Annotated in this window: 25 protein-coding genes; 12 read left to right on the forward strand and 13 right to left on the reverse strand. The window is 68.4% G+C overall.

The features are described 5' to 3' along the window. Positions 1-10: 10 nt before the first annotated feature. On the reverse strand, positions 11-1,336 hold the full coding sequence (locus tag ACWGPF_RS00365; RefSeq protein WP_452330920.1) for a Gfo/Idh/MocA family protein: 1,326 nt from the start codon (positions 1,334-1,336) through the stop codon (positions 11-13). Between the two features lie 222 nt (positions 1,337-1,558). Between ACWGPF_RS00365 and ACWGPF_RS00370 the strand changes: the two genes are divergently transcribed. The 5 genes from ACWGPF_RS00370 to ACWGPF_RS00390 all read left to right on the forward strand — a co-directional run bounded on the left by ACWGPF_RS00370 (position 1,559) and on the right by ACWGPF_RS00390 (position 6,670). After that, positions 1,559-2,863, forward strand: coding sequence for an ABC transporter substrate-binding protein (locus tag ACWGPF_RS00370; protein WP_452330921.1), 1,305 nt, complete (start codon positions 1,559-1,561; stop codon positions 2,861-2,863). Between the two features lie 64 nt (positions 2,864-2,927). Further along, complete coding sequence (locus ACWGPF_RS00375) at positions 2,928-3,905, forward strand: carbohydrate ABC transporter permease (RefSeq protein ID WP_452330922.1); 978 nt, start codon at positions 2,928-2,930, stop codon at positions 3,903-3,905. Beyond that, positions 3,902-4,789: a carbohydrate ABC transporter permease gene (locus tag ACWGPF_RS00380; RefSeq protein ID WP_452330923.1), complete on the forward strand. Its 888-nt coding sequence runs from the start codon at positions 3,902-3,904 to the stop codon at positions 4,787-4,789. The genes ACWGPF_RS00375 and ACWGPF_RS00380 overlap by 4 nt, the downstream gene beginning before the upstream one ends. A gap of 29 nt (positions 4,790-4,818) precedes the next feature. Beyond that, the gene (locus tag ACWGPF_RS00385) at positions 4,819-5,721 is read left to right on the forward strand and encodes a family 43 glycosylhydrolase (protein WP_452330924.1); all 903 of its coding nucleotides are present in this window, start codon (positions 4,819-4,821) and stop codon (positions 5,719-5,721) included. 4 nt (positions 5,722-5,725) lie between these two features. After that, positions 5,726-6,670 (forward strand): aldose 1-epimerase family protein, encoded by a 945-nt coding sequence (locus ACWGPF_RS00390; protein ID WP_452330925.1) that lies wholly within the window; start codon positions 5,726-5,728, stop codon positions 6,668-6,670. A gap of 484 nt (positions 6,671-7,154) precedes the next feature. Here the strand turns inward: ACWGPF_RS00390 and ACWGPF_RS00395 are convergent, their stop codons facing one another. The 3 genes from ACWGPF_RS00395 to ACWGPF_RS00405 form a co-directional block, all read right to left on the reverse strand. Continuing rightward, a complete protein-coding gene (locus tag ACWGPF_RS00395; protein WP_452330926.1) occupies positions 7,155-7,772 on the reverse strand; it encodes a hypothetical protein in 618 nt (205 codons plus the stop codon). Positions 7,773-7,775: 3 nt separating this feature from the next. Continuing rightward, positions 7,776-8,975, reverse strand: a complete 1,200-nt coding sequence (locus ACWGPF_RS00400; protein ID WP_452330927.1) for a DUF262 domain-containing protein — start codon at positions 8,973-8,975, stop codon at positions 7,776-7,778. 651 nt (positions 8,976-9,626) lie between these two features. Next, complete coding sequence (locus ACWGPF_RS00405) at positions 9,627-10,559, reverse strand: hypothetical protein (protein ID WP_452330928.1); 933 nt, start codon at positions 10,557-10,559, stop codon at positions 9,627-9,629. Between the two features lie 111 nt (positions 10,560-10,670). Between ACWGPF_RS00405 and ACWGPF_RS00410 the strand changes: the two genes are divergently transcribed. Beyond that, positions 10,671-11,681 carry a hypothetical protein gene (locus ACWGPF_RS00410; RefSeq protein WP_452330929.1) on the forward strand — a complete coding sequence of 337 codons (1,011 nt, stop codon included), beginning with the start codon at positions 10,671-10,673 and terminating at the stop codon, positions 11,679-11,681. 44 nt (positions 11,682-11,725) lie between these two features. On the opposite strand, the gene ACWGPF_RS00415 is transcribed toward ACWGPF_RS00410, so the two are convergent. After that, positions 11,726-12,055: a hypothetical protein gene (locus ACWGPF_RS00415; protein ID WP_452330930.1), complete on the reverse strand. Its 330-nt coding sequence runs from the start codon at positions 12,053-12,055 to the stop codon at positions 11,726-11,728. Between the two features lie 470 nt (positions 12,056-12,525). Next, positions 12,526-13,815, reverse strand: a complete 1,290-nt coding sequence (locus ACWGPF_RS00420; RefSeq protein WP_452330931.1) for an MFS transporter — start codon at positions 13,813-13,815, stop codon at positions 12,526-12,528. Positions 13,816-13,909: 94 nt separating this feature from the next. Between ACWGPF_RS00420 and ACWGPF_RS00425 the strand changes: the two genes are divergently transcribed. The 3 genes from ACWGPF_RS00425 to ACWGPF_RS00435 are packed head-to-tail and all read left to right on the forward strand — an operon-like array spanning position 13,910 to position 16,334. Further along, positions 13,910-14,971 (forward strand): Gfo/Idh/MocA family protein, encoded by a 1,062-nt coding sequence (locus tag ACWGPF_RS00425; protein ID WP_452330932.1) that lies wholly within the window; start codon positions 13,910-13,912, stop codon positions 14,969-14,971. Next, positions 14,968-15,438: a heme-degrading domain-containing protein gene (locus ACWGPF_RS00430; protein ID WP_452330933.1), complete on the forward strand. Its 471-nt coding sequence runs from the start codon at positions 14,968-14,970 to the stop codon at positions 15,436-15,438. The genes ACWGPF_RS00425 and ACWGPF_RS00430 overlap by 4 nt, the downstream gene beginning before the upstream one ends. Next, on the forward strand, positions 15,435-16,334 hold the full coding sequence (locus ACWGPF_RS00435; RefSeq protein WP_452330934.1) for a TolB family protein: 900 nt from the start codon (positions 15,435-15,437) through the stop codon (positions 16,332-16,334). Before ACWGPF_RS00430 ends, ACWGPF_RS00435 begins: the two co-directional genes overlap by 4 nt. Before the next feature lie 16 nt (positions 16,335-16,350). On the opposite strand, the gene ACWGPF_RS00440 is transcribed toward ACWGPF_RS00435, so the two are convergent. From ACWGPF_RS00440 to ACWGPF_RS00470, 7 genes are all read right to left on the reverse strand, one after another. After that, positions 16,351-17,385 carry a LacI family DNA-binding transcriptional regulator gene (locus ACWGPF_RS00440; RefSeq protein WP_452330935.1) on the reverse strand — a complete coding sequence of 345 codons (1,035 nt, stop codon included), beginning with the start codon at positions 17,383-17,385 and terminating at the stop codon, positions 16,351-16,353. A 134-nt stretch (positions 17,386-17,519) separates the two neighbouring features. Then, complete coding sequence (locus ACWGPF_RS00445; protein WP_452330936.1) at positions 17,520-18,350, reverse strand: 3-keto-disaccharide hydrolase; 831 nt, start codon at positions 18,348-18,350, stop codon at positions 17,520-17,522. Further along, positions 18,347-19,342: a Gfo/Idh/MocA family protein gene (locus ACWGPF_RS00450; protein ID WP_452330937.1), complete on the reverse strand. Its 996-nt coding sequence runs from the start codon at positions 19,340-19,342 to the stop codon at positions 18,347-18,349. Before ACWGPF_RS00450 ends, ACWGPF_RS00445 begins: the two co-directional genes overlap by 4 nt. Next, positions 19,339-20,229: a TolB family protein gene (locus tag ACWGPF_RS00455; protein WP_452330938.1), complete on the reverse strand. Its 891-nt coding sequence runs from the start codon at positions 20,227-20,229 to the stop codon at positions 19,339-19,341. The genes ACWGPF_RS00450 and ACWGPF_RS00455 overlap by 4 nt, the downstream gene beginning before the upstream one ends. Before the next feature lie 20 nt (positions 20,230-20,249). Next, the gene (locus ACWGPF_RS00460; protein ID WP_452330939.1) at positions 20,250-21,038 is read right to left on the reverse strand and encodes a carbohydrate ABC transporter permease; all 789 of its coding nucleotides are present in this window, start codon (positions 21,036-21,038) and stop codon (positions 20,250-20,252) included. Next, positions 21,038-22,000, reverse strand: a complete 963-nt coding sequence (locus ACWGPF_RS00465; RefSeq protein ID WP_452330940.1) for a carbohydrate ABC transporter permease — start codon at positions 21,998-22,000, stop codon at positions 21,038-21,040. The genes ACWGPF_RS00460 and ACWGPF_RS00465 overlap by 1 nt, the downstream gene beginning before the upstream one ends. A gap of 10 nt (positions 22,001-22,010) precedes the next feature. Next, positions 22,011-23,381, reverse strand: a complete 1,371-nt coding sequence (locus tag ACWGPF_RS00470; RefSeq protein WP_452330941.1) for an ABC transporter substrate-binding protein — start codon at positions 23,379-23,381, stop codon at positions 22,011-22,013. A 117-nt stretch (positions 23,382-23,498) separates the two neighbouring features. Between ACWGPF_RS00470 and ACWGPF_RS00475 the strand changes: the two genes are divergently transcribed. The 3 genes from ACWGPF_RS00475 to ACWGPF_RS00485 all read left to right on the forward strand — a co-directional run bounded on the left by ACWGPF_RS00475 (position 23,499) and on the right by ACWGPF_RS00485 (position 26,204). After that, positions 23,499-24,731 (forward strand): ROK family transcriptional regulator, encoded by a 1,233-nt coding sequence (locus ACWGPF_RS00475; protein WP_452330942.1) that lies wholly within the window; start codon positions 23,499-23,501, stop codon positions 24,729-24,731. A gap of 25 nt (positions 24,732-24,756) precedes the next feature. Further along, positions 24,757-25,740 carry an aldo/keto reductase gene (locus ACWGPF_RS00480; RefSeq protein ID WP_452330943.1) on the forward strand — a complete coding sequence of 328 codons (984 nt, stop codon included), beginning with the start codon at positions 24,757-24,759 and terminating at the stop codon, positions 25,738-25,740. A gap of 92 nt (positions 25,741-25,832) precedes the next feature. After that, positions 25,833-26,204 carry a tautomerase family protein gene (locus tag ACWGPF_RS00485; RefSeq protein ID WP_452330944.1) on the forward strand — a complete coding sequence of 124 codons (372 nt, stop codon included), beginning with the start codon at positions 25,833-25,835 and terminating at the stop codon, positions 26,202-26,204. The last annotated feature ends 10 nt before the right edge of the window (positions 26,205-26,214 follow it).

Genomic DNA, 26,214 nt, shown 5'->3' on the forward strand with positions numbered 1-26,214 from the left:
CCTCCGCGCGTCAGCGCGGCGACGCGAGCACGCGGACGCCGAGGTCGGCCACTGCGACGGGCGCACCGGTGTCGAGGGAGCGGTTGCCCGCGATGCCGACGGCGATCGAGCGCACGCCGTCGCGCCAGTCCGCCGGCCGCCCGAGCGGGTCGTCCCCCGGCCCGCTGAAGACGTCGGAGAGCAGGATGCTGTCGCCGCCGCCGTGCCCGCCGCGCCCGCCGACGATCGTGATCTCCTCGGGCGCTTCCCAGTGCCGTTGCAGCACGAGACGCTCTCCCTCCGGCCGGAGCCCGGATGAGCCCGCCTCGGCCACGGCGCTCGGGTCGAGCAGGCCCGACCCGCGCCGGACGGCTCCGCGCTCGACGACGTCGAGCTCGACGCGACCTTCTGTGCCGTTGACGGCCACGCGGTATCCCTCCCAGGGCGAATGCGCGTTGAGCGAGTAGCTCAGGGTCGCGCCGGAGTCGTAGTCGACGATGAGCGCGAGATTGTCTTCGATCGTGATGCCGTCGCCGAAGACGTCGAGATCGCGGATGTACCCGTCATGCCGCTCTGCATCGAGATAGAGGCTCGTGAGCAGGGGGTGCTCGCGGAGGTCGAGCTCGAAGTCGCCGTGCGCGCCGTCATGCGTGCCGCGGGCCGGGCGCGGCCCGATGCCGCGCGCCGCTGCGGCCCGCTGTCCGTAGAAGCGCAGCCCTCCCGACGCGAAGACGCGTCGAGGGGCGGCGTCGATCCACCAGTTCACGAGGTCGAAGTGGTGCGACGACTTGTGGACGAGGAGCCCGCCCGAGTGCGCCTTCTCGCGATGCCAGCGGCGGAAGTAGTCGGCGCCGTGCTTCGTGTCCAGCATCCATTGGAAATCGACGGAGGTGACGGAGCCGATGCGTCCCTCCTGGATCACCCGCCGAAGCTCGCTGTTGCGAGGCGAGTAGCGGTAGTTGAACGTGAGGACGACTTCGCGCCCCGTACGGTCGACCGCCTCCTCGATGGCGGCGGCACCCGCCGCGTCGATGGTCAGGGGCTTCTCGACGACGACGTCGGCACCCGCATCGAGTGCGCGCACGATGAGAGGCGCGTGGGCGTCGTCGCGCGCCGTGATCACGACCCTGTCGATCTCGAGGATGTCGATCATCGTCTCGAGGTTGTCGGGGTGCCAGGTCGTCGGCGGCGGAGCCCCCGCCTCTGTCGCGCGCACGACGGCGTGACCGGCGCGCACCGGATTCGGTTCGCAGACGGCGACGAGCGTCGCGATGTCGCGATAAGGGCCCGTGATCGCGTCGACGTACATCTGCGATCGCGATCCCGCGCCGACGATGGCGTAGCGGCGGATGGACATGGTGGCTCCTCCGTAATGGGACAGCGCTTCCCTGAATCTGATTGAGCACGGTAGCACAAGCGAGATCGCCGTCTTCACGATATGACTGGAGCGCGCGGACAACGTTTTCATCACGTGCTTGATTTGCATACGACGGCGGAGTACCTTGAAGGGCAAGCGCTTTCCACCCGAAGTGCCGTCCACCTGTGTGGACGCGGACGCTGACGTTCTGAGAGGACAACGATGTTCAGCAGCAAGAGACGGGCCGCCGCGGTAGCCCTTGTCGCGATCGGCGGCGTGATGCTCGCCGGTTGCTCCGGCGGCACCACCGAAGCCGTCGAGACGATCGATCCCGAGGAGGAGGTCACGCTGACCTTCGCGTTCTGGGGCAACGATGTGCGTGCGGCGCTCTACGAGGAGGCGTTCGCGGCCTTCAACGAGGAGTATCCGAACATCACGATCCAGAGCTCGTTCCTCGACTTCCCGTCGTTCTGGGAGAAGCGCCAGACCGAAGCGGCGGGGGGCGGCCTGCCCGACGTGATGCAGTTCGACTACTCGTACCTGCGCCAGTACGCCGAGAACGGCCTCCTCCTCGACCTGGCACCGTACCTGGGCGAGATCATCGACGACGAGCCGCTCTCCGACGAGATCCTGTCGATCGGCGAGGTCGCCGACGGCACCTACGCCCTCGCGACGTCGACCAACTCGTGGAGCCTCTACTCGAACACCGCGCTGCTCGAGGAGGTCGGCGTCGACGCGTTCGCGGGCGGCTCGTGGGAGGACTACAACGCCTGGATCGCCGAGGTCACCGACGTGGCCCAGACCGCCGGCGTCGATGTCTTCGGCGGAACCGATTGGACGGGGCGCATCCAGAACTTCGAGGTGCAGCAGCGTGCCCAGGGGGAGGACCTGTTCACGGAGGACGGTGAGCCGAACTTCACGGAGGAGGACCTCGCCGCCTTCTGGGAGCAGGGCTCCGCGCTCCGCGAGGAGGGCTCCGTCATCAGCGCGCAGCAGCTCGAGGAGATCTTCCCCCTGGGAGGCTTCGACACGGCGCTGACGGCGAGCGAGCTGTCCTGGGACAACTTCGGCACGGGCTATCTCGCGAATCTGGGTGAGGGATACACCGAGCTCGGGCTCACCGAGCCGCCCGTGCTCGTCGAGGGGGCGAAGGACCTCTACCTCAAGCCCTCGATGCTGCACGCCATCTCGGCGAACACCGAGCACCCGGAGGCGGCCGCGACGCTCGTCGACTTCCTCATCAACAGCCCTGAGTCGGGTGAGATCTTCGGCACGAACCGCGGTCTGCCTGCCTCGTCGACAGCTCTCGAAGGCGCATCGCTCGAGGGCGTGGACGCGCAGATCGCCGAGTACGAGGAGTCGATCGCCGACCGCCTGGGAGACGCACCGCCCGTGCCGATCGTCGGGTACGGCTCGCTCGAGGAGAAGTTCCGCCAGCTCGGGCAGGAGATCGGCTACGGAACGATCTCGGTCGACGACGCCGTGGACCAGTTCTTCTCCGAGCTGGACGTCGTCCTCAACTCGTAAGACCGCCGGGCCCGGGAGAGCGCCAGCGCCCTCCCGGGCCCTCTTCGTGAACGGAATCGAGATCATGGCCACAACAGCCACAGCGGCAGCCGTCACCGCACGCGGCAGGCGCAGACCCGTCGCCACACCGCCTCTGCGTCCGGGCCTGAGGGCCAGGAGCCGTCGGGAGTCGCTCGCCGGCTACGCGTTCCTGGCGCCGTGGCTCGTCGGATTCTTCGGCCTCACGGTGGGGCCGATGGCGTACTCGCTGTACCTGTCGTTCACGTCGTACAACCTCTTCTCCGATCCGAAGTGGATCGGGCTGGGCAACTACATCCGGATGTTCACGGACGACCCGCAGTTCATCCAGTCCGCCCAGATCACCCTGCTCTACGTCATCGTGGGCACGCCGGTGAAGCTCGCCGCCGCGCTCGCGGTGGCGCTGCTGCTGAACTACCGCGACAAGGGCGCGGCGTTCTTCCGGTCGGCGTTCTACGCCCCCTCGCTCATCGGCGCGTCGGTGTCGGTCGCGATCGTGTGGCGGGCGATGTTCAACACCGACGGCCCCGTCGACTCCACCCTGTCGCTGTTCGGCATCAACCTCGGCGGCTGGGTCGGGAACGTGAACCTCGTCGTGCCGATGATGATCCTCCTCGCGGTGTGGCAGTTCGGCGGCACCATGGTCATCTTCCTCGCCGGCCTCAAGCAGGTCCCCAAGGAGCTCTACGAGGCCGCCGAGGTCGACGGAGCAGGTCCCCTCCGCCGGTTCCGCGCGGTGACGGTTCCGATGCTCTCGCCGGTGATCTTCTTCAACCTGCTGCTCGAGCTCATCGGCGCGTTCCAGGTGTTCGCCTCGGCCTACATCATCTCCAACGGCTCCGGCGGCCCCGCAGGCATGACGAACTTCATCACCCTGTACCTCTACAAGCGGGGATTCAGCGACGGACAGTTCGGCTACGCCGCCGCGATCGCGTGGGTGATCCTCGTGGTGGTGGGCATCCTCGCTTTCGTCCTGTTCCGCACCCAGAAGTCCTGGGTCCACTACGCCGGAGAAGACCGATGACGCAGACCGCCCTCGTGACCACAGGCCGCGCCCCGCGCCGCCGCATCACCCGCCGCGGGTGGCAGACCATCATCTGGTTCGCGGCGCTCGTCGCCGTCACCCTCGTCGTCATCTACCCCCTGATCTGGCTCGTGCTGTCGTCGTTCAAGCCCAATAGCGAGTTCGGCCAGAACCAGGGCCTGCTCCCCTGGGCTCCGACGCTCGACAACTACGTCAAAGTGTCCGAGGGCATCGCAGGGGTGCCCATGTGGCGGTTCTTCGCGAACTCCCTCATCCTCGCCGTCGCGGCCGTCATCGGCACCGTGATGTCGTCCGCCCTCGCCGCCTACGCCTTCGCGCGCGTGAGGTTCAAGGGCCTCGGCATCCTGTTCGCGGGGATGATCGGCACCCTCCTGCTGCCGTTCCACGTCGTGATCATCCCGCAGTACATCTGGTTCCAGAAGCTCGACCTCGTCGACACCTTCGTGCCGCTCATCCTCCCGAAGTTCCTCGCCACCGAGGCGTTCTTCGTGTTCCTCATCGTCCAGTTCATCCGCCAGATCCCCCGCGACATGGACGAAGCCGCCCGCATCGACGGCGCGGGCCACTGGCGGATCTTCTGGGCGATAATCCTGCCGCTTGTGAAACCCGCGCTCATCACGTCGGCGATCTTCACGTTCATCTGGACCTGGAACGACTTCCTGGGGCCGCTGCTGTACCTCAACAGCCCCGAGAACTATCCCCTCCCCATCGCCCTGCGCCTCTACAACGACCAGACATCGTCGAGTGATTACGGCGCCACCGTCACCGCATCGCTCGTCGCCCTCGTGCCCGTCATGCTCTTCTTCATCGTGTTCCAGCGCTTCCTCGTCGGCGGCGTCGCAACGCAGGGACTCAAGGGCTGACCATGACCATCGATACAGGAAGGGGCGACGTGACCGCCACGACGACCGACATCGTTCCCGGAGAGCTGTTCATCGACGACCGCGGGCGCCCGGCGCAGCTCCACGGCATCGGCATACAGCGCTGGGGCGACCGCTGGTACGCATGGGGCGAGGACAAGACGGCAGGAGACCGCTTCACCGCCGTTGCGTGCTACTCGTCCGACGACCTCGCCACATGGCGCTTCGAGGGCAACTCGCTGGAGGCGGGCTCCGGTGAGCTCGGCCCGGATCGCATCGTGGAGCGACCCAAGGTGCTCCGCCACCCCGATGGGCGCTGGATCATGATCGTGCACCTCGACACGGCGGAGTACGTCACGGCGCGCATCGGCTTCGCCGTCGCCGACAATCCGGTCGGCCCCTACGCGTTCCATGGCAGCGAGCGCCCGCTCGGCAACGAATCGCGCGACATCGGCGTCTACCAGGAGGGCGCCGTCGGCTACCTGCTCTCGGAGGATCGTCCGCACGGGCTCCGGATCTACCGGCTGCAGGACGACTATCTCGGGGTCGCGGAGGTCGTCGCGACCCTCCTCCAGCAAGACCGCCCCGAGCTGGGGTACGAGTCGCCGACCCTCGTCAAACACGATGGACGGTACGTCCTGTTCGGCTCGGATCTGACGTACTGGAACATGAACGACAACAAGTACGCGGTCGCCGACGATCTCGCCGGCCCCTGGTCGCCGTGGCGGGACATCGCGCCCGCGGGCACGAACACGTACGAATCCCAGGTGAGCGTCGTCCTCCCCGTGGGAGAGGGGTACGTCTACATCGGCGACCGCTGGACCCCCGACGACCTGCAGTCGTCCCCGCCCGTGTTCCTGCCTCTGCGCATCGAGGGCGACACGGTGCACCTCGAATGGCGCGACCGGTGGAGCATCTCGGAGCTCCTCGCGTAGCGTCATGCTCGAGCCGCTATCCGGCCGACAGTGGGTGCTCCGCGCGGCTGGCTACGAGGCGGTCGTGGCGGGCATCGGCGCGACTCTTCGTTCCCTCCGCGACTCCACGGGCGACCTCATCGTCCCGTTCGACGCGGATCGGCCGCGCCCGGGCATGCGGGGAGCGCTGCTCGCTCCGTGGCCGAATCGCACGGCAGATGGACGCTACCGGTTCGCCGACGTCGAGCATCAACTCCCGCTCAACGAACCTGACCGGCGTAATGCCGTGCACGGGCTCGTGGCCTGGCTGCGGTTCGACGAGATCACGAGTGCTCCCGATCAGTGTGTCCTCACAGCGACGATCGAGGCGCAACCGGGCTACCCCTGGCGCGTGCGCCTCGAAGTGCGATTCTCGCTGTCGGCACGTGGTCTCGAACAACGTGTGACGGCCGTGAACGAGACCGCGGAGCCCGTCCCGTTCGGCATCGGCGGCCATCCCTACCTCGTCGCGGGCGTCGTCGGGCCGTCGGCGATCGACGGGTGGACACTCGAACTGCCTGCGGACGAAGTCCTCCGCATCTCGAAGGACCGATTGCTGCCGGTCGGCAGGAGCAGGGTCGCTGCACAGAGGGGTGCCCTCGACTTTCGCCGGGCGCGTCGGATCGGGGCGATGCAGATCAACCATGCATTCACCGGGCTCGCACGCGGTGCGGATGGATGGGCTCGCGCGCGAGTGGTGGACGGTTCCGGGGCGGGTGCGGAGATCGCGTGGGATCGGAGATGCGGGTGGGTGCAGGTGTACACCGCCGACACCCCCGGCGCGCCGGATCACCGGAGCGGCGTCGCGATCGAGCCGATGAGCTGCCCTCCCGACGCGTTCAACTCGCGCGAGGATCTGGTGGTGATCGAGCCGGGAGGCGCGTTCGAGACGGCCTGGGTTGTCCGTCGCGTGCGTGACGAATCCCCGTGACCTCGTGTCCCTCCGGATGCCGTGCTGGCCCTCGTGCGCGGCACGAACGAGAACATGACGGCTCTCGCTGTGTCACGTGCGACTCCGCCCGGAAACCCCGAAGGCCCCCCGCTCACGCGGGGGGCCTTCTCGTGGGTGGGGTGTTCGGGAATCTCGTTCTGGCGCGTGATTCCGCGGGTGATTCTCGCGGGTCTCAGGACGCATCCTCCCGATCCTCCTCGTTAATCCTCTGGGCTCCTTGTGCATTGTCTCCGGTGGCTGGGTCCGGCTCCGGCACGAGCTCGCCTTCGCACGTCGGAAGACAGACAGTGGGCCCGACTGCGAAGCTCGACCACGCCACCGGCACGCAGCCGGATGCGTCGTCTGCTTACATGCGCCGCGTTCCGGCGGGTCCGTATCGCCGGTATGTCCAACGAGCAGGGCGTGTTGCTATCGCCGCCGATAGCGAGCGATTGCAACCCTTCACTCCGCATGCCGAGCACGGTCAGAGAGGATAACGGGTCAGGACGTCGTCGAGCGAGGCGTCCACTTGAGCGAGATCGGCGAGGATCTGATCGATAAGCTCGCGTTCTTGTGTCGGCTCCCTCATGGACTTAGCCCGGTTGACGTGCGCGTGGGAAGCTGGGTTTCGTCGGTCCGAAAGTGTTTCAAGGCTGGCCGTGAGCGAGACCGGCACGGACAGTTCGCGAAGGCCGATCGGATAGGTGAGTTTCAAAAAATCACGTGAATCGATACCGTGACTCGACTTGACCATCGCTCGGTATGATTTAAGTGCATCTGAGCACAAATGGCGGGCGAGATGTACGTCATTCTCATGAATGAGCAGGGCTGCATCGTTGCGTCGAGTCGTGTGCCAAATTAGCACTGCGCGCCCGCTTGCGGTGTCCTGGCCTTTGAGAAGACGGTCGATTCCGTCTGCGGCGACTTGCTCGCATCGGCGCTCTACGAACGATTCCAGTTCCGCGCTGGCCAACATTGTAAATGCTAGCGCGCGGGCGTGATCTTCTTCGGTATAATCGCTGAAATCACGTTTACGAACGAGAAAAAACCCGTCGAGCTTATCGATCTGGCGCCGTAGCCCGATCAGAGCTGTGGAAGCCACAGATCACCGAGCTAGCAGTATTTCAGCGCGACCGACGATATCGAGCGGGTGGCCGACGATGGTGGCCACCCGCTCCCCGAAACGCTTGAGTCGCTCGCCGGTTGCGCCGATGGACTTGGTGGTGCTCTGGAGGCTGTCAGCGAACACAGTGTCGAGGGTGCACAACTGCTCGAACGCTTCCTTAATGCCGGCACCGTGAGTGGTAATCTCATCGTTGGTCAGAGTTGTGTCGCCGAGGACGGCAGTCATGGTGTCAAAGACGGCGATATTGAAGCGGCGGTTGTAGGTATCGCGCTCAAACCGCATGAACGATTCGCGGTCAAATACGGTGAATGTCCGTTCGATCGCTTGTTCGCATTGCATGGCGAGCCCCTCATAATGATCCCGACCGTTCTTGACCCAATTGGCGCCCTCCCTCTTGCAAGCATCGTCTAGGAACTGTCGGAGTACGCCGCGATAGCCCTCGAGGTCCTGCTGAAACGCAACGTAGCGCAACAGCATCTCGGCGTCGCGCATGCGGAAGTCCGCACTCTTCGTGCGCCGTGCGCGATGAATCGGTTCGCTTTCGGCCGACCGCATGTTGACCCACTCCGTGAACTCGGATGGAAATAGCGCCTGACGTAGCTCTTGGGGTGAAAGTGCAACACTGCCCTGGTTTAGTCGGACAAATACCTGATAGAGTACGGCTGGATCACGCCAGTTGCGGACGACAATGGTGCGTATTGGTTGAGCGAGAAAGCTCTCGGCCAGTTCGGATGCCGTCAGGGATTCCTGCATGTCCTTGAAGTCCATGCCAGCCGCGTCTCGCGCGAATTCCAGCTTACGGAGCTTAAAGCCAGGATACTTTTCATCCGGCGCCGCGAACTGTTTGATCGTGATGAGTCGCTGCTTGCCGTCGAGGACTATGAAGCGCCCTTTGTGAACGGGGTCCTCGGCCAACACGATCTGCGGAACCGGCAGTCCAACAATCAAAGACTCTATGTAGAGGCTCTTACGTTCAGCGTTCCAGGCGTCTCGCCTCTGGAACATCGGATTGATGTCGAAACTCGTTCCGATTCGCTCCAGCAAGGAGGCGACGCTCCAATCGAGCGTGTACAGAACAAGGTCTGCGATAGTTTCAAGGGTGAGAGACTCGCCCTCATCGAGGTCGTAATCGGATACGTCGTCTTCAAGCTCGGGAGGGTCTACAGTCGTGCCGGTCATGTTCTGACACTAGCGGGGCGTGGCGGCCCGGCGCCGTCGACGTGGCGAGGATGACCGGAGCAATGCGGCCCAATCGCGCCGGCGCGTGAGTTGAGTCCCGCCTCGCCTTGACTCGCGGCGCCGGCTGAGTCAACGCGAGGGCGCGGCACCAGGGTTATGGGTCCAAGCCCAGCGCCCATTGAGTCGCTTACACAAGCCTCGAAGTCGGGCTGGCAGCTCACATGGCTCGGGTAGGCGCGAGCTGATGTTGCGAGCAGTCGGTAAGGCCGTGTGCGTACCCGGTCGCCTCGCCGTAGCGTAGGCGGACGCTGGGAGGTCTGTGCCCTGGCGTTAATCTCAATATCCGGCTGCGCGTGAAAGTTAGTCGCCTTGCCATGACGACAGTTTCCGGAGGTCAATCGGTGTCGGCATCGGTCAGAATGGTTTGTCTGCTGTGGCATGGATCCGCACGAAATCAGCGGCGCCCATAAGGCGTGCTAGGGCTTCGACTCTTATTCTGGGTCAGGTGTGCTTGGTTCGGGTCCAGGTGTCTCAGTCGATAGATGTTTGCTCGAACTGGTGGCGACGGGTCAACAAGTCGTCATGCTGTTATTCGAGCTGATAGTGCGGATGCGGCGTCCAGAGCTGGGAAACTGTGCGGGTTGGCTCGAGTTAGGCGCTCGACTTCTCTCTATCCGAGGCAGATCCGTCTGCCTCGAGGTAAGTGAGGAAAGCCGCTGCGCTGACGACGAGCCATCGCGCCAGCTTGTACGGGACGTTGGTGAGCACTTCGTCACCGTGCCGGAGTCCGCCTGCATCCGATGTCCAGCCGTAGATCTTGTCCCATCCGTCGACGAGCGCAGGGTGATAGAGGACGGAGTCCGTTCGCTGCAGGTGTTTGAGCGCCTTGCCGAGCGTTCGCTCGCCGGTGGCGACTCTGGCGGCCGATTCGACGGCGTGGATTGCCTCGCGTGCCGAGTCCAGCTTGTTCGACTCGGTTTCATCGGTCAGTGAGTGAAGCGCTGCAGCGAGGTGCTGTCGGGCAACCTCGAACGGGCCTTCGGAGATTGCGTCGTCGACAGTGTCCGCCTCGAATCCCTGGCCTATGTCGGTTACGTATCCACCTCGCATGCGGTGGTCGACGTAGAAGCGGGCAAGCACTTCGTTAATGCGCTGCTCGAGCCCTTGGATGAAGTCCGCCCCGGTGATGGGGTTCACTGCTTCTGATGACCAGGTGGGCGGCGCGTTTCCGATCGGATCCCTGGCGCCGTGTAACGCGTGGTACGCGTCCTCGAGCGCCTCGAGTGCCGTGATCGCGTCGCCGTCCACGATGTCGCTCTTCAGCTGGGTGAGCACCTTTCTCTCATAGTCATGGCGCTGCTCATCGACGGCACCCGCGTACCTCTCAACGTGGAGAGTTCTGGCGGCATCCTCCGCGAGGGTGCGCGTCCAGCCGCGCTGGAGATCGGTGTACTCGGAGTAGATCACGTTCCACAGCGCGATGCGCGTTTCGTGGCTTAGCTCGCGGAACTGTCGCGCGAACTGGGGTGGCGATACGAGCCCGACCCGCTCTGAGTACGGCCGTCGTCGCTGGGGCAGCTTCATGGCGGGAGCCTATCGGCGTACGACGTGCGTCGCTCGTTGACGCAAGCTGAGGGCTTCCGCCGGGCGGAGCGTGGTGATCGGTGTGCTCACGTCTGTGGCGGATGCGATGCTATGCGAGTGGTCGAGAGAGTAGTTGACTTCGAGCGCCTCAGGCAGCTGCGCTGCGGCGCTTGCGAACACGAATGGAACCCGACAGCCGAGTGGCTCGAGTTGTTCAGCCAGGCGCTGGAAGCGTGTCCGAGCTGCGGAACCGATTGCCAAGGGGAGGACCGTCCACGATTCCATGCCGAGCCGAACGACCCATCCCGCGATGGCGACGCCGTGCGGGAGCTCTACTGGTACCACTCGTCGACGCACGCTAACTGGCCGAACCGATCGTTCGACCCGCTCGCGGACTTGACGGGCGAGACCAAACGGCGCATGGAGCGAATGCTCCCGCCGCGCGGGCTTGAGCGGTGGGCGGAGAAGCAGATGTCCAAGGCGCTCCACGTCGGCACGTATGAGGCGGCGATCGAGAACATGTTCAGGCGTATCCACCGGCAGGGAAGCGCATTCGATCAGTTCTTTCTCTATCGTGTGCGGCTGCGCCGCGACTGCGTCATCGAGCCCGGCGTGCATGTGGAACCTACGGACTCCGACGGCGATGCGCAGCTCTCCGACGTGTGTGGCCCCGGCGTCAACGTTTTCCGCTACGTGAACGTCCATGAGGACGCGTCGAGCATCTCTCTCGCGATCGGCGTCGACGCGATCTCCGCGGTGCAGAAGATCGCTGTGCCGTTGTCAGTTCAGGGAGATGCGGAGTGGATCATGAGTGCTACGGAGCGGCTCCTAGAAGGTGCGTCGAAGCGGCCAGCTCCTCCCACTGGCCCCCTCGCTAAGTGGATGCGACCGGAGAGGCAGGAGCAGTCGTTGCTCCCCGAGACGGCCCGTTCCGTTGCTGCTGAGGTGGCAGCTGACTTGCCGCGACCGTTGAGGGAACGTTTTCACTTCCGGATCGACGAAGAGTCGTTCCTGAATTCTCCGACGACCTTTCCCTCGATGGTGCTCGGACTCGCGAGGCTCGTGACCGACTCGAAGGCCGTACTCGATCACCTCAGTTCACAGCCGTGGCGTGCGGTCTGAGTGTGGCCAGCAGCCGTGCGGCGCATGGGGTCGGCGCACGGGGTTCAGTTGATTGGTAACTCTGACGTTCGTTCTATCTTCTGAACTGCGGTGCTCCATCGCCATGTCCCGCCGTACGTCCCGACGCGAATTCTCAGAGACGTCTTGAAGAACACGAAAGTTGCGCGTTCCCCCACCTCGACATCGAACGTGATGAGCTGGACGGTCTGGATATCGACTTCGTGAGAGCCCGAAGCCGCGAACCGCCGCAGGTTCGCCGAATCCTCGTGAATCTCGAGAAGGTACTTCGCCCCGCTCAAGGTGGAGATTTGATACATGCCCTCGGGTGAGTCTGGGGAGAGCGCGGTGATCGGGGCGTGGTCGGATCTGGTCATGATGTGCCTCCTTCGACGGAGGATACGGTCGAACGCGCCGGCGTGATGCACTTCCTGCTTGCGTAAGACGACGCACGTTTCCTGGGCTCTGCTGCACGGATAGGGGACACCTGATCCGTGGCGCCGTCGGGAGCGGATCGGTTCGTCACGCCGTGCGAGGTTTAGGCCTGGATCAGGGTCGAACTGGTCGGCGCTGCGCCGTACGAGTGCTGACCGCCTTCGACATCGACCAGTAGGTCTCGATCACTCTTGAGTTCGCGCTCCGTGGATAGAAGGGCAAGGCGGTCTGCGCGCACCAGCCGATCCGACGGCGCGCTTAAGCGGCATAGCGGCACTGAGCCGCGTTCCAGGAGCTCGGTTCCGAGTCCGTTGCCATGGAGGGACGGATCGGTCGCGATTGGTCCCCGGATGCGGGGCGGATGAGACGGAGGAGCCCCCGCGTGCGGCCGGGCGGGGCCCGGCCGCACGGGTCAGCGGACCTTCTTGATCGGGATGACGACGAGCGCGCCGATGAGCGCGACGACGCTCGCGCCGACGAGCAGGGCGATGTAGTTGTCGGTGCCGCCCCCGACCCCCAGCAGGACGAGCCCCGCCGCGGGGGCGAGCGACTGCGGCAGCGAGTTGGCGACGTTGATGACGCCGAGATCCTTGCCGGGCTTGTCGGGATCGGGCAGCACGTCGACGACGAGCGCGGTGTCGACGGCGGCGTAGACGCCGTAGGCGAACCCGAGCACGATCTCGGCGACGTAGAAGACGGCGACCGTGTCTCCGAGCGCGAGGATGACGAACCCGACGCCCAGCAGCGCCGTCGATCCGCCGACGAAGATCTTGCGGCGGCCGAGCCGGTCGCTCAGCCATCCCGCAACGGCCGCCGCCGCCATGAGGGCGATCGTATAGAGCAGCACCCCCGTGGCGATCGCGCCGACCGCCTCCTGACTGCTGAGGCCCACGTGGTCCTGCATGTAGAGCAGCCGGTAGGTCGTGAACATGAAGTTCGCGAACGTGATGAGGAAGCGCGACCACCAGGCGAACCCGAAGTCGGGGTGCCGCAGCGGGTTCGTCCAGAACGTCCCGAGGATCTGCGGCAGCGAGAAGGGACGCGGCGCGGTCTCCGGCAGCACGTCGGGGGTGGCCAGCACGTACACGACGACGAGCGCGACGCCGATCAGCCCGGGGACCATGAAGAGCACGGGCAGGTTGTCGACGAGTAGCACGGCGCCGTAGACGCCGGCCAGGATCGACACGTTCTGCGCCAGCGCGAGCGTGCTCGACGCGCGTCCGCGCTGCTCGACGGGGACGTTGTCGGCGAAGCTCGCGATGAGCGCGGCGGAGGCCGCGTTGGACGCGAGCTGGCAGAGCAGCCACGACAGGGTGAGCGTCACGACGTCGGTGGAGAGGGAGACGAGCACGAGGCCGAGCGCGAGGGCGACGATCCCGCCCAGCAGCCAGGGCCGCCTGCGTCCCCAGCGGGTGCGCGTGCGGTCGCTCAGGGCGCCGAACACGGGATTGCCGATCAGGGCGCCGAGTGCGCCGATGGGCAGCACCACGCCGATGAGGGAGGCGGGATCGTCGGGATCCAGCTGCTGGGCCTTCAGCTGCATGCTCACGATCACGGGCGACAGGATCGCCACGAAGATGCCGAACTGGGCCAGCCCCAGCGCGGGGATGTACCAGCGGCTGAGCGGCCTGCTCGGCACCGCCGTCGTGTACGGATGGGCGGGAACATTCGTCGACATCGACGCCTCCTTGAGTCGGGTCACCCGGCCGACACGATTTGGCTCGTGCTAACCTGGATGCACGAGCCAACATAGCTCGTGCCAACTCGATCGGTCAACGTCGTCTGAAGGAGATCCGATGCTCCCACCCGTCCTGCCCCAGCCGGAGCTGCTCCTCCCCGGCGGAGACGAGCCCTCCCTGCGCTGGGGCATCGTCGGCCCCGGCTGGATCGCCGGAGCGTTCGCCGACGCGCTGCACGCCCACACCGCCCAGCGCGTGGTCGCGGTGGGATCGAGGTCGCAGGAGCGCGCCGACGCCTTCGCCGCGGCGCACGGCATCGCGCACCCGGTCGGCTCCGTCGACGCGCTCCTCGGGCATCCGCTCGTCGACGTCGTCTACATCGCCACGCCGCCCAGCGACCACGAGGCGATCGGCCTGCGGGCGATCGCCTCGGGCAAGCACGTGCTCATCGAGAAGCCGATCGCCACGAGCGCGGCCGAGGTCGAGCGCCTCGTCGTCGCCGCCGACGCCGCGGGCGTGCTCGTCATGGAGGCGATGTGGAGCCGCTACCTCCCGCAGGCCTCCGTGCTCCGCCGGCTGCTCGCCGACGGCGTGCTCGGCGACGTGCGATCGGTCACGGCGGACCACGGCCAGGCCATCCCCGCCGACCCGGCGCACCGCCTGCACCGCCCCGAGAAGGGCGGCGGCGCGCTCCTCGACCTCGGCATCTACGCCCTGCAGTTCGCCTCGCAGGCACTGGGCGCTCCCGAGCGCGTCACGGCGCTCGGCGGCCTCACTCCCACAGGCGTCGACGCCTACGCGACGCTCGTGCTCGACCATCCGGGCGACGCGCAGGCGGTCGTGACGACCTCGATCGTCGCGAAGACGCACACGACCGCATCGATCGCCGGGTCAGAGGCGACCGTCACGTTCGGCGCACCGTTCTACAACCCCACGACGTTCCGCCTGGCGTCGACCGACCACTTCGCGGCGCCGGTCGACTGGAGCGACCCGACGCCGCTGCGCGGATTCGATGCGCTGTCGTGGCAGGCGACCGCCTTCGCGGGGTACGCGGCGGAGGGCAGGCGCGAGTCGCCCGTGCACACGCACGCCGAGCTCGTCTCGATCTACCGGACGGCCGACGAGGCCCGCAGGCAGCTCGGCGTCGCCCCCGTCGCAGAGCGGGAGCCGTCCGCATGAGCGGCGCCGAGCGCATCGCCCTGCTGGAGCAGCAGGAGCGCGAGCTCGTCCTCCCCGCGTTCGACAACGCCGCCGCCTACCGGCTCGGCTCCCGCATCGCCCGCATCGCCGAGGTGCGCGGGCTGCGCGTCGCCATCGACATCCGCCGTCCCGGCCTCATCCTCTACCGCGCCGCCTTCGACGGCATCACCGCCGACCAGGAGCACTGGATCGCGAGGAAGGCCGCGCTCGTGCAGCGGATGGAGGCGAGCGGAGCGCTCGTGGAGGCGCGGTTCGACGGCTTCGACCCCTCGTCAATCGGCTGGCTCGGGCACGAGTACGCCATCACGGCGGGCGCCTTCCCCCTCCGCGTGCGCGGCGCCGGCCTCGTCGCCGTCGCGACCGCGTCGGGCCTGTCGTCGCAGGAGGACCACGACCTCGTGGTCGAGGGCATCCGCGCCCACCTGTCCGAGGAGGAGGCGACTTGAGCGACGAGCAGCCCCCGGCCCGGCGGCTCGCGCCGGGGCAGACCGCGCGCATCCGCGTCTGGGAGCGGGACGGGACCATCCGGACCGTGCACGAGACGGCCGACGTCCTCTTCGAGGCGCCGAACTGGACCCCCGACGGGCGCCTGCTCGTCAACGGCGACGGCCGACTGTGGCTGCTCCCGGCGGTTGGCGGTGCGCCCCCGGTCGCGATCGACGCGCCGGACCTGCCCGCCGTCAACAACGACCACGTCCTCTCGCCCGACGGGGCCACCGTCTACGCATCCGCGAACGACTGGCACATCTGGGCGCTCCCCCTCGAGGGCGGACACGCGAGGCGGCTCACGGCCGACGACGGCGCCCTGCACTTCCTGCACGGCGTGCATCCCGACGGCTCGCGGCTGGCGTACGTCCGGCTGCAGCCCGACGGCGACGACTGGTGGGCCTCCGCGACCATCCGCACGATGGCGGCCGAGGGAGGCGACGACCGCGCCGTCACGACCCATCCCGGGCCCGCCGACGGCTGCGCGTGGACGCCGGACGGCGCGTGGATCCTGTTCAACACCGAGCAGTTCGGCGACGTCGCCGGCCATGCGCAGATCGCGCGGGTGCGCGACGACGGCAGCGAGCTCGAGCAGCTCACGCACGACGAGCGCGTCAACTGGTTCCCGCACGCCGCGCCGACGGGCGACCTCGTCGTGTACCTCAGCTTCCCGCCCGGCACGACCGGCCATCCCGCCGATCTCCCCGTCGAGCTCCGGCTCGTGGAGGGCGGCGACTGGGCGCGCCCGCGCACGATCGTGCGCCTGCACGGCGGCCAGGGGACGATCAACGTGCCGAGCTGGGCGCCGGACGGATCGGGGTTCGCCTTCGTGGACTACCCGCTCGCGGACGGCTGACCGGCGCCCGCGCGCGTCACGCGCCGACGCGCGGAGGCGCCGTCGTGTCGCGCACGACGAGCGCGGCCGTCGTCGCCGCGCGCTGCGGCGCGCGGTCGGGGTCGTCCAGCCGCGCGAGCACGGCGCCCAGGGCCGCGGCGACGGTCTCGTCGACATCCTGATGGACCGTCGTCAGCCGGTGGTACGACAGCTCGGCGACCGAGCTGTCATCGAACCCGACGACCGAGATCCCGGCGGGCACGTCGACGCCGGCGCGGGCGAGCACGGCGAGCGCGCCGGCGGCCGACTGGTCGCCGGCGCAGACGAGGGCCGTCGGGAGCCGGTCGCGCGCGAGCAGCGCGCGCGCGGCGGCGGCGCCGTCCTCCTCGGCGAATCCGGTCTCGACGACGTCGGGGGCGAGCCCCGCGCCGTCCATGGCCTGCCGGTAGGCGTCGGCGCGATCCGCCCCGACGCGGCCGCCGAGGCCGCCCGCATACGCGATCCGGGCGTGGCCGAGGTCCGCGAGGTGCCCGACGGCGAGACGGAGGCCCTCCCGCTCGTCGACGTGCACGTTGTCGACCGCCGCATCCGTCCACTCGCCGAGCCACACGACCGGCATCATCCGCATCGCGGATTCGAGCGCGGGGGAGCCCTCGGTCGGGTTGAACGCGATGAGCGCCTCCACCCGGTCCTCGATGAGCTCCGCCACGACGGTCTCGGTCGGGCGGTCTACCGTGAGGGGACCGAGGACGAGCCGGTAGCCGTGCTCGGCGGCGCGCAGGAACAGCCGCTCGACGAACCGCGCCTGGAAGGGGTTCTCGATCTGCAGATGCACCCCGATGAGCCGGGTGCGGCTCTGCCGCAGCAGCCTCGCGGACGCGTTTGGCCGGTATCCGATCTGCTCCGCGGCCTCGAGGATGCGCCGGCGCGACTCGTCGCTCGGGCCGGGCGCCCCCCGCATCACGAGGGAGACGAGCTGACGCGAGACGCCCACGTGAGCGGCGAGGTCGCGCATCGTCGGAAGACGACGCCCCGCGGGTGCCTGCGACGCGTCGGACTCGTCACGGCTCATCCCGCCATCCTGTCACGCGCGCGGTGACGGAGCCGGCTCCCGCGGGGTCGTCTCCCGCTGCACGAGGGCGCGGCCGACCCGAGCCGGCGATCCACGTGGCGATGTCCCCCTTCTCGTCAGGGCGCCCAGGGAGCCTAGAGCTCCTCGATGCGGATGTTCCGCCAGCGGCAGGCTGCTCCCTCTCCCCAGCGCTCCGCGCCCATGCCGGGGTCGTTGTCGTGCACCTCGAAGGCGATGTGCCCGCGGGCGCCGAGCCGATCCCACACCGCGTCCGGGTCGTAGCCGGGATACGCGAACGAGGCCGTGTCGATCTCGGCGACGAGCACGTCGTTGACCCAGGTGGTGACGACGGGACGTGCGCCCGTGCACCGGATCCGGAGACGGTTCCAGTCGTCCCACCGCCAGGAGCGGAGGAAGTCGTCCACCGTTCCCGCCCGGGCGAGCATCGCGCGCTTCTCCGGCGTGATCGGCTCGCGGGAGTGCGCCGGGTCGTCTTCGACGAGCCCCACGGGGCGGCCGTGCTCGTCGAGCCGCGCGTCGATGGCGAAGGGCACGCCGTGGAATCCGCCGATGCCGTTGCCGTAGAACCCGCCGATCGACCCGGAGCGGCGATGGTCGACGAGCACCTGCAGCCCCTCCCACGTGTCGCGCCGCCGCCGGATCATGACCCCCGTGTCGGCGGGCCAGTCCGGCCGCATCTCGAGCTCGAGCTCGAAGTCGCCGAACGTACGCTCCGACACGAGGTAGCCTCCCCAGCCCGGCACGGACTGGCGGCCGACGATCGCTCCGTCCTCGACGCTCCACACGGCGGCGCGGTCCGCTGCGAGCGCGTTGTAGTCCCGGGGGAGATCGGGAAGGCGGTCGAGCACGGACGGCCCGCCCGGGGAGACGGTCCCGTAGGTGCGTGGAACGGCCGACCACCCGTCGAGGGTGCGCCCGTCGAAGAGCGGGACGCGGGTGCTCATCGCGCCTCCTCGAGGGCCTGCGGCCGGCGCACGCCCGCGCACCGGTAGATGTCGTCGATGACGCGCATGTTGGCGACGAAGTCGGCCGGGCCGGTCGCCGCGTCGCGACGGCTGCGGATGGCCGCCACGACGGCATCGAGCTCGTGATCGTACGTCTCGTCTCCTGCGACGGTGCGACGGTACTCGGCCGCGTCGGTCTCCAGCACGAGCGAGTGCCCGAGGTGGGGGAGGACGAGGTTGTCGACGGCGATCCGCCCGCGCGAGCCGATGATCTCGACGGGAGCGGAGAAGGGGCTGCCGGGCGCCATGCTCGCGTGCAGATCCGCCGTGGCGCCGTCGGGCAGGACGAGACGCGCATCGATGGCGAGGTCGGCACCGAGCGGGTTCGCCGTGTGGCGCGCCGTGTCCACGCGCGGCTCGCCGCCCCCCAGCGTGCGGATCCAGTGCACCGGGTAGCAGCCGAGGTCCATGAGCGCGCCGCCGCCCAGCTCCGGCACGTGGCGGATGGAGTCCGCGGCGAAGGGGTTGTCGGCCGTGAACGACGCGTCGAGGTGCCGGACCCGCCCGATGCGCCCCGCAGCGATGATCTCGCGCAGGGCGGCGAGGAGGGGGTGGTAGTGGTCGTGGAAGGCCTCGATCACGATCCGTCCGGTCGCCTCCGCGACCTCGGCGACGCGCGCGGCCTCGCGGGCATCCATCGCGATGGGCTTCTCGCAGAGCACGTCCTTGCCCGCCTCCAGCGCGGCCGTCGTCCATCTCGCGTGCTCGGACGGCGGGAGCGCGATGTAGACGAGGTCGATGTCGTCCGCGCTGAGGAGCGCCTCGTAACCCGCGAGAGCGCGGGGGATCCGCCAGCGCGCCGCGAAGCGCTCGGCCGCGGATCCGTGCCGCGCGGCGACGGCGACGATCTCGATGTCGTCGCGTCGCCGCGCGGGCCGCACGAACGCCTGCGGGGCGATGCCCGCGGCGCCGAGGATCCCGGCTCGGATCATCCCCGCGCGCCCTCGACGACCGGGTAGTCGACATACGCGATGTGCGTGCTGTCGGGGGACCAGCTGGGGACGTTGATCGTGCCCTGTCCGCCGTGCAGGTGCACGAGATCGCGCTCGTCGCCGCCCGCGATGCCGCAGATGCGGAGGATGACGGGAAGATCGGCCGGGTGCCCCTCGGTGCCCGGAGGGAAGCTGATGTACGCGATGCGCTCGCCGTCCGGCGACACGTGCGGGAACCAGTTCACCCGCTCGTCGAACGTGAGCTGCTCGACCCCGGAGCCGTCGCGCCGGGCGCGGAAGAGCTGCGCGTGACCCGGGCGCTCCGACCCGCGCTCGGAGTTGAAGTAGATCCACTGGCCGTCGGGGGAGTACTCCGATCCGTCGTCGGGATGCTCGTCGTCGGTGAAGGCGACGTCCTCGCCGCCGGATGAGGGGATGAGGCGGACGTTGCCCGCCCCCCACCGGCCCTCGCCGTCCTGCTGGATACCGATGTAGGCGAGCTCCGCGCCGTCGGGGCTCACGCCGTGGAGGAAATGCAGCCTGCCGTCGTCGTTCGTGATGCGGGTCGGGCGGCCGCCGACGAGGGGTGCACGGTAGATGTGCCAGTCGTTGGCGGACACGAACACGTGCTCGCCGTCGGGGTCGAGGACGTGGTCGTTGTTGAGCTCAGGGAACTCGCCGAGATCGATGCGCGCGGGCTCGCCGCCCGCGACCGGGAGACGGAAGAGGTGTCCGTCTCCATTGACGATGAGGTCGTCGCCGTCGAGCGTCCAGTTCGGTGCCTCGTACAGGACGCGATCCGATTGATGGACGATGCGGTCGTCGCCCGTCGCGACATCGAGGACGTGGATGCGGGAGATCTGACCGGGGGAGAGCGTGCGTGCCATGGGTGGGTGTCCTTTCGAGGTCACTTGAGGGCGCCTGCGGCGAGGCCGCGTTCGAACAGCTTCTGCAGGCAGAGGTAGGCGACGATCACGGGGATCGCCGTGATGACGGCGGAGGCGAGCACCTTTGTCTGGTCGTCGGTGAACTGGCCCTGGAAGAAGCTCGGCACCTGGGTGACGACCTGGTAGTCCGCGTCCTGGAGGAAGATGAGCGGCAGCAGGTACGAGTTCCACGTGCTGATGAGCGTGAGCACGACGACCGCGGCGCCGATCGGCCGTGTGAGGGGCAGGATCACGTGCCGGAACGCCTGGAAGGTGGATGCCCCGTCGATGCGGGCGGCCTCGACGAGGGCGTCGGGGATGCCGTTGACGAACGTCCGCGTGATGAGCACGGTGAAGGGGATCTGGAGGGCCGCCAGCGGTAGCACGACCGCCCAGTACGTGTTGTACAGGTTCGTCGTCGTCGCCGTGACGAAGAGCGGCGTGATGAGCACGACCTCCGGCAGCGTGAGCGCGGCCAGGAGCATCCAGAAGTAGAACTCCTTCCCCCGCACGCGCAGCTTCGCGAACCCGAACGCCGCCAGCATCGTGCAGGCCCAGACGATCGCGATCGTGAGAGCGCAGATGATGATGCTGTTCCGGAAGAACAGCGGCAGCTGCGGGAGGGAGAGGACGGCGACGTAGTTGCCCCACCCCTGCCCTGCGAGCGATCCCTGCACCATGGCGACGAGCGGGAGCAGGAACGGCAGCACCATCAGGGTGAGGAGGATCTGGAGCGCGATCCTCGCCTTCCGCGTGCGCACTTCGAGCATCAGCGGGTCCTCTCCTTCTCTCCGCCGCGGACGCTGAGGATGATCGCCATGGCCAGTGCGAGCACGAGGAGGAGGATCGACAGCGCCGACGCGTAGCCGACTTCGCCCAGCGGGACGGCGAGACGGTAGATATACGTGCCGAGGAACTCGGTCGCGTAGTTCGGCCCGCCCAGCGTGACGAGGTAGGGGATGTCGAACAGCTTGAGCGAGGCGATCGCGGTCAGCATCGCGAGGGCGACCATGGTCCCTCTCACACCGGGGACGATGATGCTCCAGATGATCCGCAGGTTCCCTGCGCCGTCGATCCTGGCCGCCTCGATGATCTCCGGCTCGATCTGGCTCATCGCCGAGAAGTAGAGGATGAACGAGATGCCGGTGGACTGCCAGATCTGCATGATCATGAGCACGCCGAGCGCGGTGTTCGACTGGGCGAGCCACGGCTGGGCGAGGGCGCCCAGCCCGACGGCCTCCAGGATGCCGTTGACCATCCCGTCTCCGGCGAACATGATGCGGAAGACAGGGGCCATGATGGCCGGCGCGAGCACGACGGGGACGAAGATGACGACCTTGTACGCGGTCGCCATCCGGACCCGCGAGTGCAGCATCACCGCGAACAGGATCCCGAGCACGGTCTGCACCGCGAACGTCACGACGAAGTAGGCGACGGTGTGCTGGATGGCCCCCCAGAAGATGGGGTCGGAGAGCGCGCGGGCGAAGTTGTCGAGGCCGACGCCGGCCGGGTCGGGGCTGATGCCGTTCCAGTCGAGTGTCGACACCCAGCCGTTGTATCCGATGCAGAAGTAGACGATCCCGCTCGAGACGACGAGCGCGGGGATGATCCAGGGAAGGCCGGGCGCACGGAGGGCCGGACGGCGCCGCCGTGGTCGACGGGCCGTCGGGATCGTGAGCGTCTCGGTCGACATCGCGGTCTCCTCTCTCTCGCGGGTGAGTGCGTCGGTCATGGCGTGCTCCTCACTCGCCGAGCGCGGCGGTCAGGGTGTCGATCGCCTGCTCGGGCGAGACGCTTCCCTCGAGGACCGACACAGCGGCCGAGTTCAGGGCCTCGAGCTGAGCAGGCGTGGAGAGCTGGTTCCGCGGCTCCGTGATCTCCGCCGCCTGGGCGTAGATCCCCTGGATGGCCGGGATCTGCCTGTCGGGGTCGACGAGGCCGATCTCGTCCCACTGCGGCTCGACGCCCGTGAGGCCGGGGATGAGGTCGATCGCGTTGGCGATCGTCTGGGCGCCCTCCTGGGTGCCCGTGAGCCAGAGCGCGAAGGTCGTCGCGGCGGCGGAGTTCTCCGAGCGGGCGTTGACGGCGAGGCCGTAGTCCATCTCGCCGAACATCTGGGGGACGTTCCCGTCGCCGGCGACGTCGGGGAAGGCGATCGGCAGCTGCGTGAAGGCCGAGGGGTTCGCGACTCCTGCCGCCTCCATCGACGCCAGGGCGCTGTCCGCGCGCGAGTACTGGGCGTACCAGGTGCCCATCTGCACCATCGCCGCCTCCTCGCTGAGGAAGGCGTTGTTGGCGTCGGGGTACTGGGTGAGGCCGACGACATCGGCGGGGATGATCCCGTCGTCCTGCATGCGCGCGAGGATCTCGAGGCCCTCCTGGAAGGCGGGGTCGCTCCAGGAGACGTCGCCGCGGATGGCGTCCATCCAGACGCCGGGGGCGATCGAGCTGACGATCGTCCGCCACGTCTCGACGGTGAACCCGTTGACGCCGACGGCGCCCATCGCCATGCACTGCTTCCCCGCGGCCCGGAACGCGTCGCAGACGGCGACCCACTCGTCGTACGTGGTCGGGGGAGCGACGCCGACCTCGTCGAAGAGGTCCTGGTTGATCCACAGCATGCCCGCGCCGACGCCGCCCATCGACACGGCGGCGATGGAGTCGTCATCGCGGGTGAATCCGTCGTGGGAGAAGGTGAACGCGTCCTCCCAGTCGTCGCCGAGCTGCTCCTCGAGCGCGGGGCGGAGGTCGAGCGCGAAATCGCCGAAGTCGCGGAAGGCGCCGTTGTTCCCTCCCAGCGCCATGTCGTAGACGTCGGGGCCGGAGTTCGAGCTGAGGGCGGCGCGCAGGGCGCCGGTGTAGTCGCCGTTCTCGTAGTTCTTGTACGTGACCTCGATGTCGGGGTACACCTTGTTGAACTCGGCGATGTAGGCCTCGCCGACGCTCGTGTCGGGCGTCCAGCCCCACCAGGTGATGGAGCCGGATTCGGCGGATCCGGTCGGCTCGGACGAGGTGCCGCCGCACGCGGACAGTCCGACGGCGATCGCGGCTGCGGCCCCGCCGGCGAGGGCGGTGCGGAGGACTCCACGCTTCGGGTCGCGGGGGATGTTCATGGTCGGGTCGTCTCCTCTTCATCGAGTGATCGGGGCGCCGCCGGGAGCGGCTGATTCGGAAAGCTAGCACGAAATCGTCAACTTAGATACAGTGAGTAAGTAAGTGAGGAGGCAACCGTGACACAAGGACGTGCGACGACGACCGCGGGGCCCAACAACAGCGGCACCGTGCTCGATCTCATCCGCTCGGGCGGGACCATCAGCCGCGTCGATCTGGCGGCGCGATCGGGGCTCACCGAGGCGTCGATCTCCCGGATCGTGAAGCAGCTGCTCGGCGAGGGCGTCATCCTCGAGACCGGCCGCGGCGAGTCGACGGGAGGGAAGCGGCCGACGCTGCTGCAGCTCAACAAGGGGGCCCGGCACGCGGTCGGGATGCTCCTCAGCGACGCGCGCGTGGAGTACGTCCTGACGGATCTCTCGGGCGCCGTGATCGCCTCGGCCGAATCGCCCGGCCTCTTCCACCTGACGCGCGCCGAGCTCATCCCGCAGGCGGCGATGAGCATCGACGCTCTCATCGCCTCGTCTCCCGTCGATCCCGCGACGGTCCTCGGAGTCGGCGTCGCGACGCCCGGGCGGCAGGAGATCAGCGACTACGCCTCCGCGAGCAACCCGTTCGATCGTCACGAATGGGACTGGCGCGCCATCCAGCACGAGCTCGCCGACGCGACGGGGAGGGAGGTGTCGATCGAGAACGACTCCACCTGCGCCGCGATCGGGGAGTACTGGGCCAGCCGCGCGCCCGCGAGCAGCGACTTCGGCGTCGTGAACGTCGCGAACGGCATCGGATTCGGGCTCGTGACCCGCGGCGACGTCTACCGGGGCGCCTCGTCGAACGTGGGCGAGATCGGCCACATGGTCCTCGACCTCGACGGTCCCGAGTGCGCATGCGGCAACCGGGGGTGCCTGCAGAGCCTCGCCTCGACGCCGACGATCGTGCGCACCGTCCTCGCCGACGACGAGCTGACCGCGCGGCTGGGGCTCGCGGGCACGCCATCCGCCATCTGGGACGACTACGGCGTGATCGCGCGGGCGGCGGCGTCGGGCGATCCGGCGGCGACCGCGCCGATCGACGCCGCCGCCCGCATCCTCGGCAAGGCGCTCATCTCGCTGACGAACATCCTCGACCTCGAGCGCATCGTCATCACCGGCCCTGCGCTCGACCACGTCGGCGGCATCTTCCGTGACGCGATCGCCGACGAGCTCGACCGGCGCGCGTTCGTCCGCAGCGTGCACCGCACGGAGGTGGCGCTGTCCGGATCGGGCAGGCACGCCTCCGCGCTCGGCGCAGCGACCCTCGTGATCCACGAGCGCCTCGGCGGCGCCGCCCGTCTGCGCACGCCGTCCCTCTGATCCCTCGACGAAGAAGGAGAGATCCATGACCCAGACCGACCTCGACGCCCTGCCATACGCCCCCGAGGGCGCCGCCTGGCACCGCACCATCGGGCGGATCCAGCTCCCCGTGACGGCCATCGGGCTCGGCGGCGCGCCGCTCGCCAGCATGCCCGAGGTGCTCGGCTACGCCGTCCCCGCCGAACGCGCGCTCGACCTCGTCGACGCCGTCCTGCGGAGCCCCATCGGCATCATCGACACGTCCAACAACTACAACGACGGCGAGAGCGAGCGTCGGATCGGCGCGGCGCTCGCGCGGGGCGGCCGTCCCTCCGGCACGCTCGTCGTCACGAAGGTCGACGCCCGCGGGCGCGACTACTCCGGCGACCGCGTGCGGTGGTCGGTCGCCGAGAGCATGCAGCGGCTCGGCGTCGACCATCTGCCGCTCGTGCATCTGCACGATCCCGAGTTCTTCGCATTCGACGACCTCGCCGGTCGCGGCGGTGCGGTGGACGCGCTCGTGCGCCTGCGCGACGAGGGGCGCGTCGGGGCGATCGGCGTCGCGGGCGGGCACGCTCCGACCATCCGCCGGTACGTCGATCTCGGCGTCTTCGACGCCCTGCTCGTCCACAACCGCCTGACGATCGTCGACCGCAGCGCGGAGAGCCTCGTCGTCGACGCGCGGGCGAGGGGGATGGCCGTCTTCAACGCCGCCGTCTTCGGCGGCGGGATCCTCGCCGCCCCGCGCGGCGCGAAGAAGACCTACGCCTACCGGCCGGCGTCGGACGCCGTGCTCGCCGCAGCAGAAACGCTCGCCGATCTCGCCGACCGATACGGGGTCGAGCCGGGCGTCATCGCCCTGCAGGCGTCGCTGCGCGACCCCCTCGTCGACTGCACGCTGGTCGGCATGAGCCGGCCCGAGCGCGTCGAGTGGACGCTCGACGCCGCGCGCCGGCGCCTTCCCGACGACCTCTGGTCGGCCGTCGACGACCTCCTCCCCGCCGCCGAGCACTGGATCGACGCCGCCTGAGCATCCCCGAGCGTCCCGTCCCGTCGATCGGCGGGCGGGCGAAACCCCCTGCCCGGGAACGGGCCGCAGCACCGTCACGAAGGAGTCACACCATGCCGCACGCACGCGTCGATCTGCACGCCGCCTACCGAGACCGCCTCCCCGAGCTGAGCCGCGCGCTGCTCGCGGGGATGGTCCGGGGCTTCGACATGCCCGAGACCGACCTGTTCCACATCTTCCGGCTCCACGAGCAGGGAGAGCTCGTCTTCGGGCGCGCGTACCCCGAGCCCGACCGCGACGACATCATCTTCATCGAGATCCTCGCCGGCATCGGGTACGCGTCGACGGCCACGAAGCACGCCGCGCTCGTCGCGATCGCCGACGAGCTGGAGGCGATCGGCATCCCGCGCCAGAACCTCCTGCTGCACGTCATCGAGGTCCCCGCCGGGGACTGGTACTCGCCGGGCTTCGCCGGCGTCGCCTGATCGCACCCGC

This window comes from Microbacterium sp. NPDC055683, assembly GCF_053617895.1.

Coding starts and splice junctions, on each gene's coding strand:
- ACWGPF_RS00450 (WP_452330937.1), bottom strand. CDS start 19,342: ATGATCCGAGCCGGGATCCTCGGCGCCGCGGGCATCGCCCCGCAGGCG.
- ACWGPF_RS00445 (WP_452330936.1), bottom strand. CDS start 18,350: ATGAGCACCCGCGTCCCGCTCTTCGACGGGCGCACCCTCGACGGGTGG.
- ACWGPF_RS00375 (WP_452330922.1), top strand. CDS start 2,928: ATGGCCACAACAGCCACAGCGGCAGCCGTCACCGCACGCGGCAGGCGC.
- ACWGPF_RS00365 (WP_452330920.1), bottom strand. CDS start 1,336: ATGTCCATCCGCCGCTACGCCATCGTCGGCGCGGGATCGCGATCGCAG.
- ACWGPF_RS00390 (WP_452330925.1), top strand. CDS start 5,726: ATGCTCGAGCCGCTATCCGGCCGACAGTGGGTGCTCCGCGCGGCTGGC.
- ACWGPF_RS00430 (WP_452330933.1), top strand. CDS start 14,968: ATGAGCGGCGCCGAGCGCATCGCCCTGCTGGAGCAGCAGGAGCGCGAG.
- ACWGPF_RS00380 (WP_452330923.1), top strand. CDS start 3,902: ATGACGCAGACCGCCCTCGTGACCACAGGCCGCGCCCCGCGCCGCCGC.
- ACWGPF_RS00400 (WP_452330927.1), bottom strand. CDS start 8,975: ATGACCGGCACGACTGTAGACCCTCCCGAGCTTGAAGACGACGTATCC.
- ACWGPF_RS00370 (WP_452330921.1), top strand. CDS start 1,559: ATGTTCAGCAGCAAGAGACGGGCCGCCGCGGTAGCCCTTGTCGCGATC.
- ACWGPF_RS00425 (WP_452330932.1), top strand. CDS start 13,910: ATGCTCCCACCCGTCCTGCCCCAGCCGGAGCTGCTCCTCCCCGGCGGA.
- ACWGPF_RS00470 (WP_452330941.1), bottom strand. CDS start 23,381: ATGAACATCCCCCGCGACCCGAAGCGTGGAGTCCTCCGCACCGCCCTC.
- ACWGPF_RS00405 (WP_452330928.1), bottom strand. CDS start 10,559: ATGAAGCTGCCCCAGCGACGACGGCCGTACTCAGAGCGGGTCGGGCTC.
- ACWGPF_RS00415 (WP_452330930.1), bottom strand. CDS start 12,055: ATGACCAGATCCGACCACGCCCCGATCACCGCGCTCTCCCCAGACTCA.
- ACWGPF_RS00440 (WP_452330935.1), bottom strand. CDS start 17,385: ATGAGCCGTGACGAGTCCGACGCGTCGCAGGCACCCGCGGGGCGTCGT.
- ACWGPF_RS00460 (WP_452330939.1), bottom strand. CDS start 21,038: ATGCTCGAAGTGCGCACGCGGAAGGCGAGGATCGCGCTCCAGATCCTC.
- ACWGPF_RS00465 (WP_452330940.1), bottom strand. CDS start 22,000: ATGACCGACGCACTCACCCGCGAGAGAGAGGAGACCGCGATGTCGACC.
- ACWGPF_RS00485 (WP_452330944.1), top strand. CDS start 25,833: ATGCCGCACGCACGCGTCGATCTGCACGCCGCCTACCGAGACCGCCTC.
- ACWGPF_RS00410 (WP_452330929.1), top strand. CDS start 10,671: ATGCGAGTGGTCGAGAGAGTAGTTGACTTCGAGCGCCTCAGGCAGCTG.
- ACWGPF_RS00455 (WP_452330938.1), bottom strand. CDS start 20,229: ATGGCACGCACGCTCTCCCCCGGTCAGATCTCCCGCATCCACGTCCTC.
- ACWGPF_RS00480 (WP_452330943.1), top strand. CDS start 24,757: ATGACCCAGACCGACCTCGACGCCCTGCCATACGCCCCCGAGGGCGCC.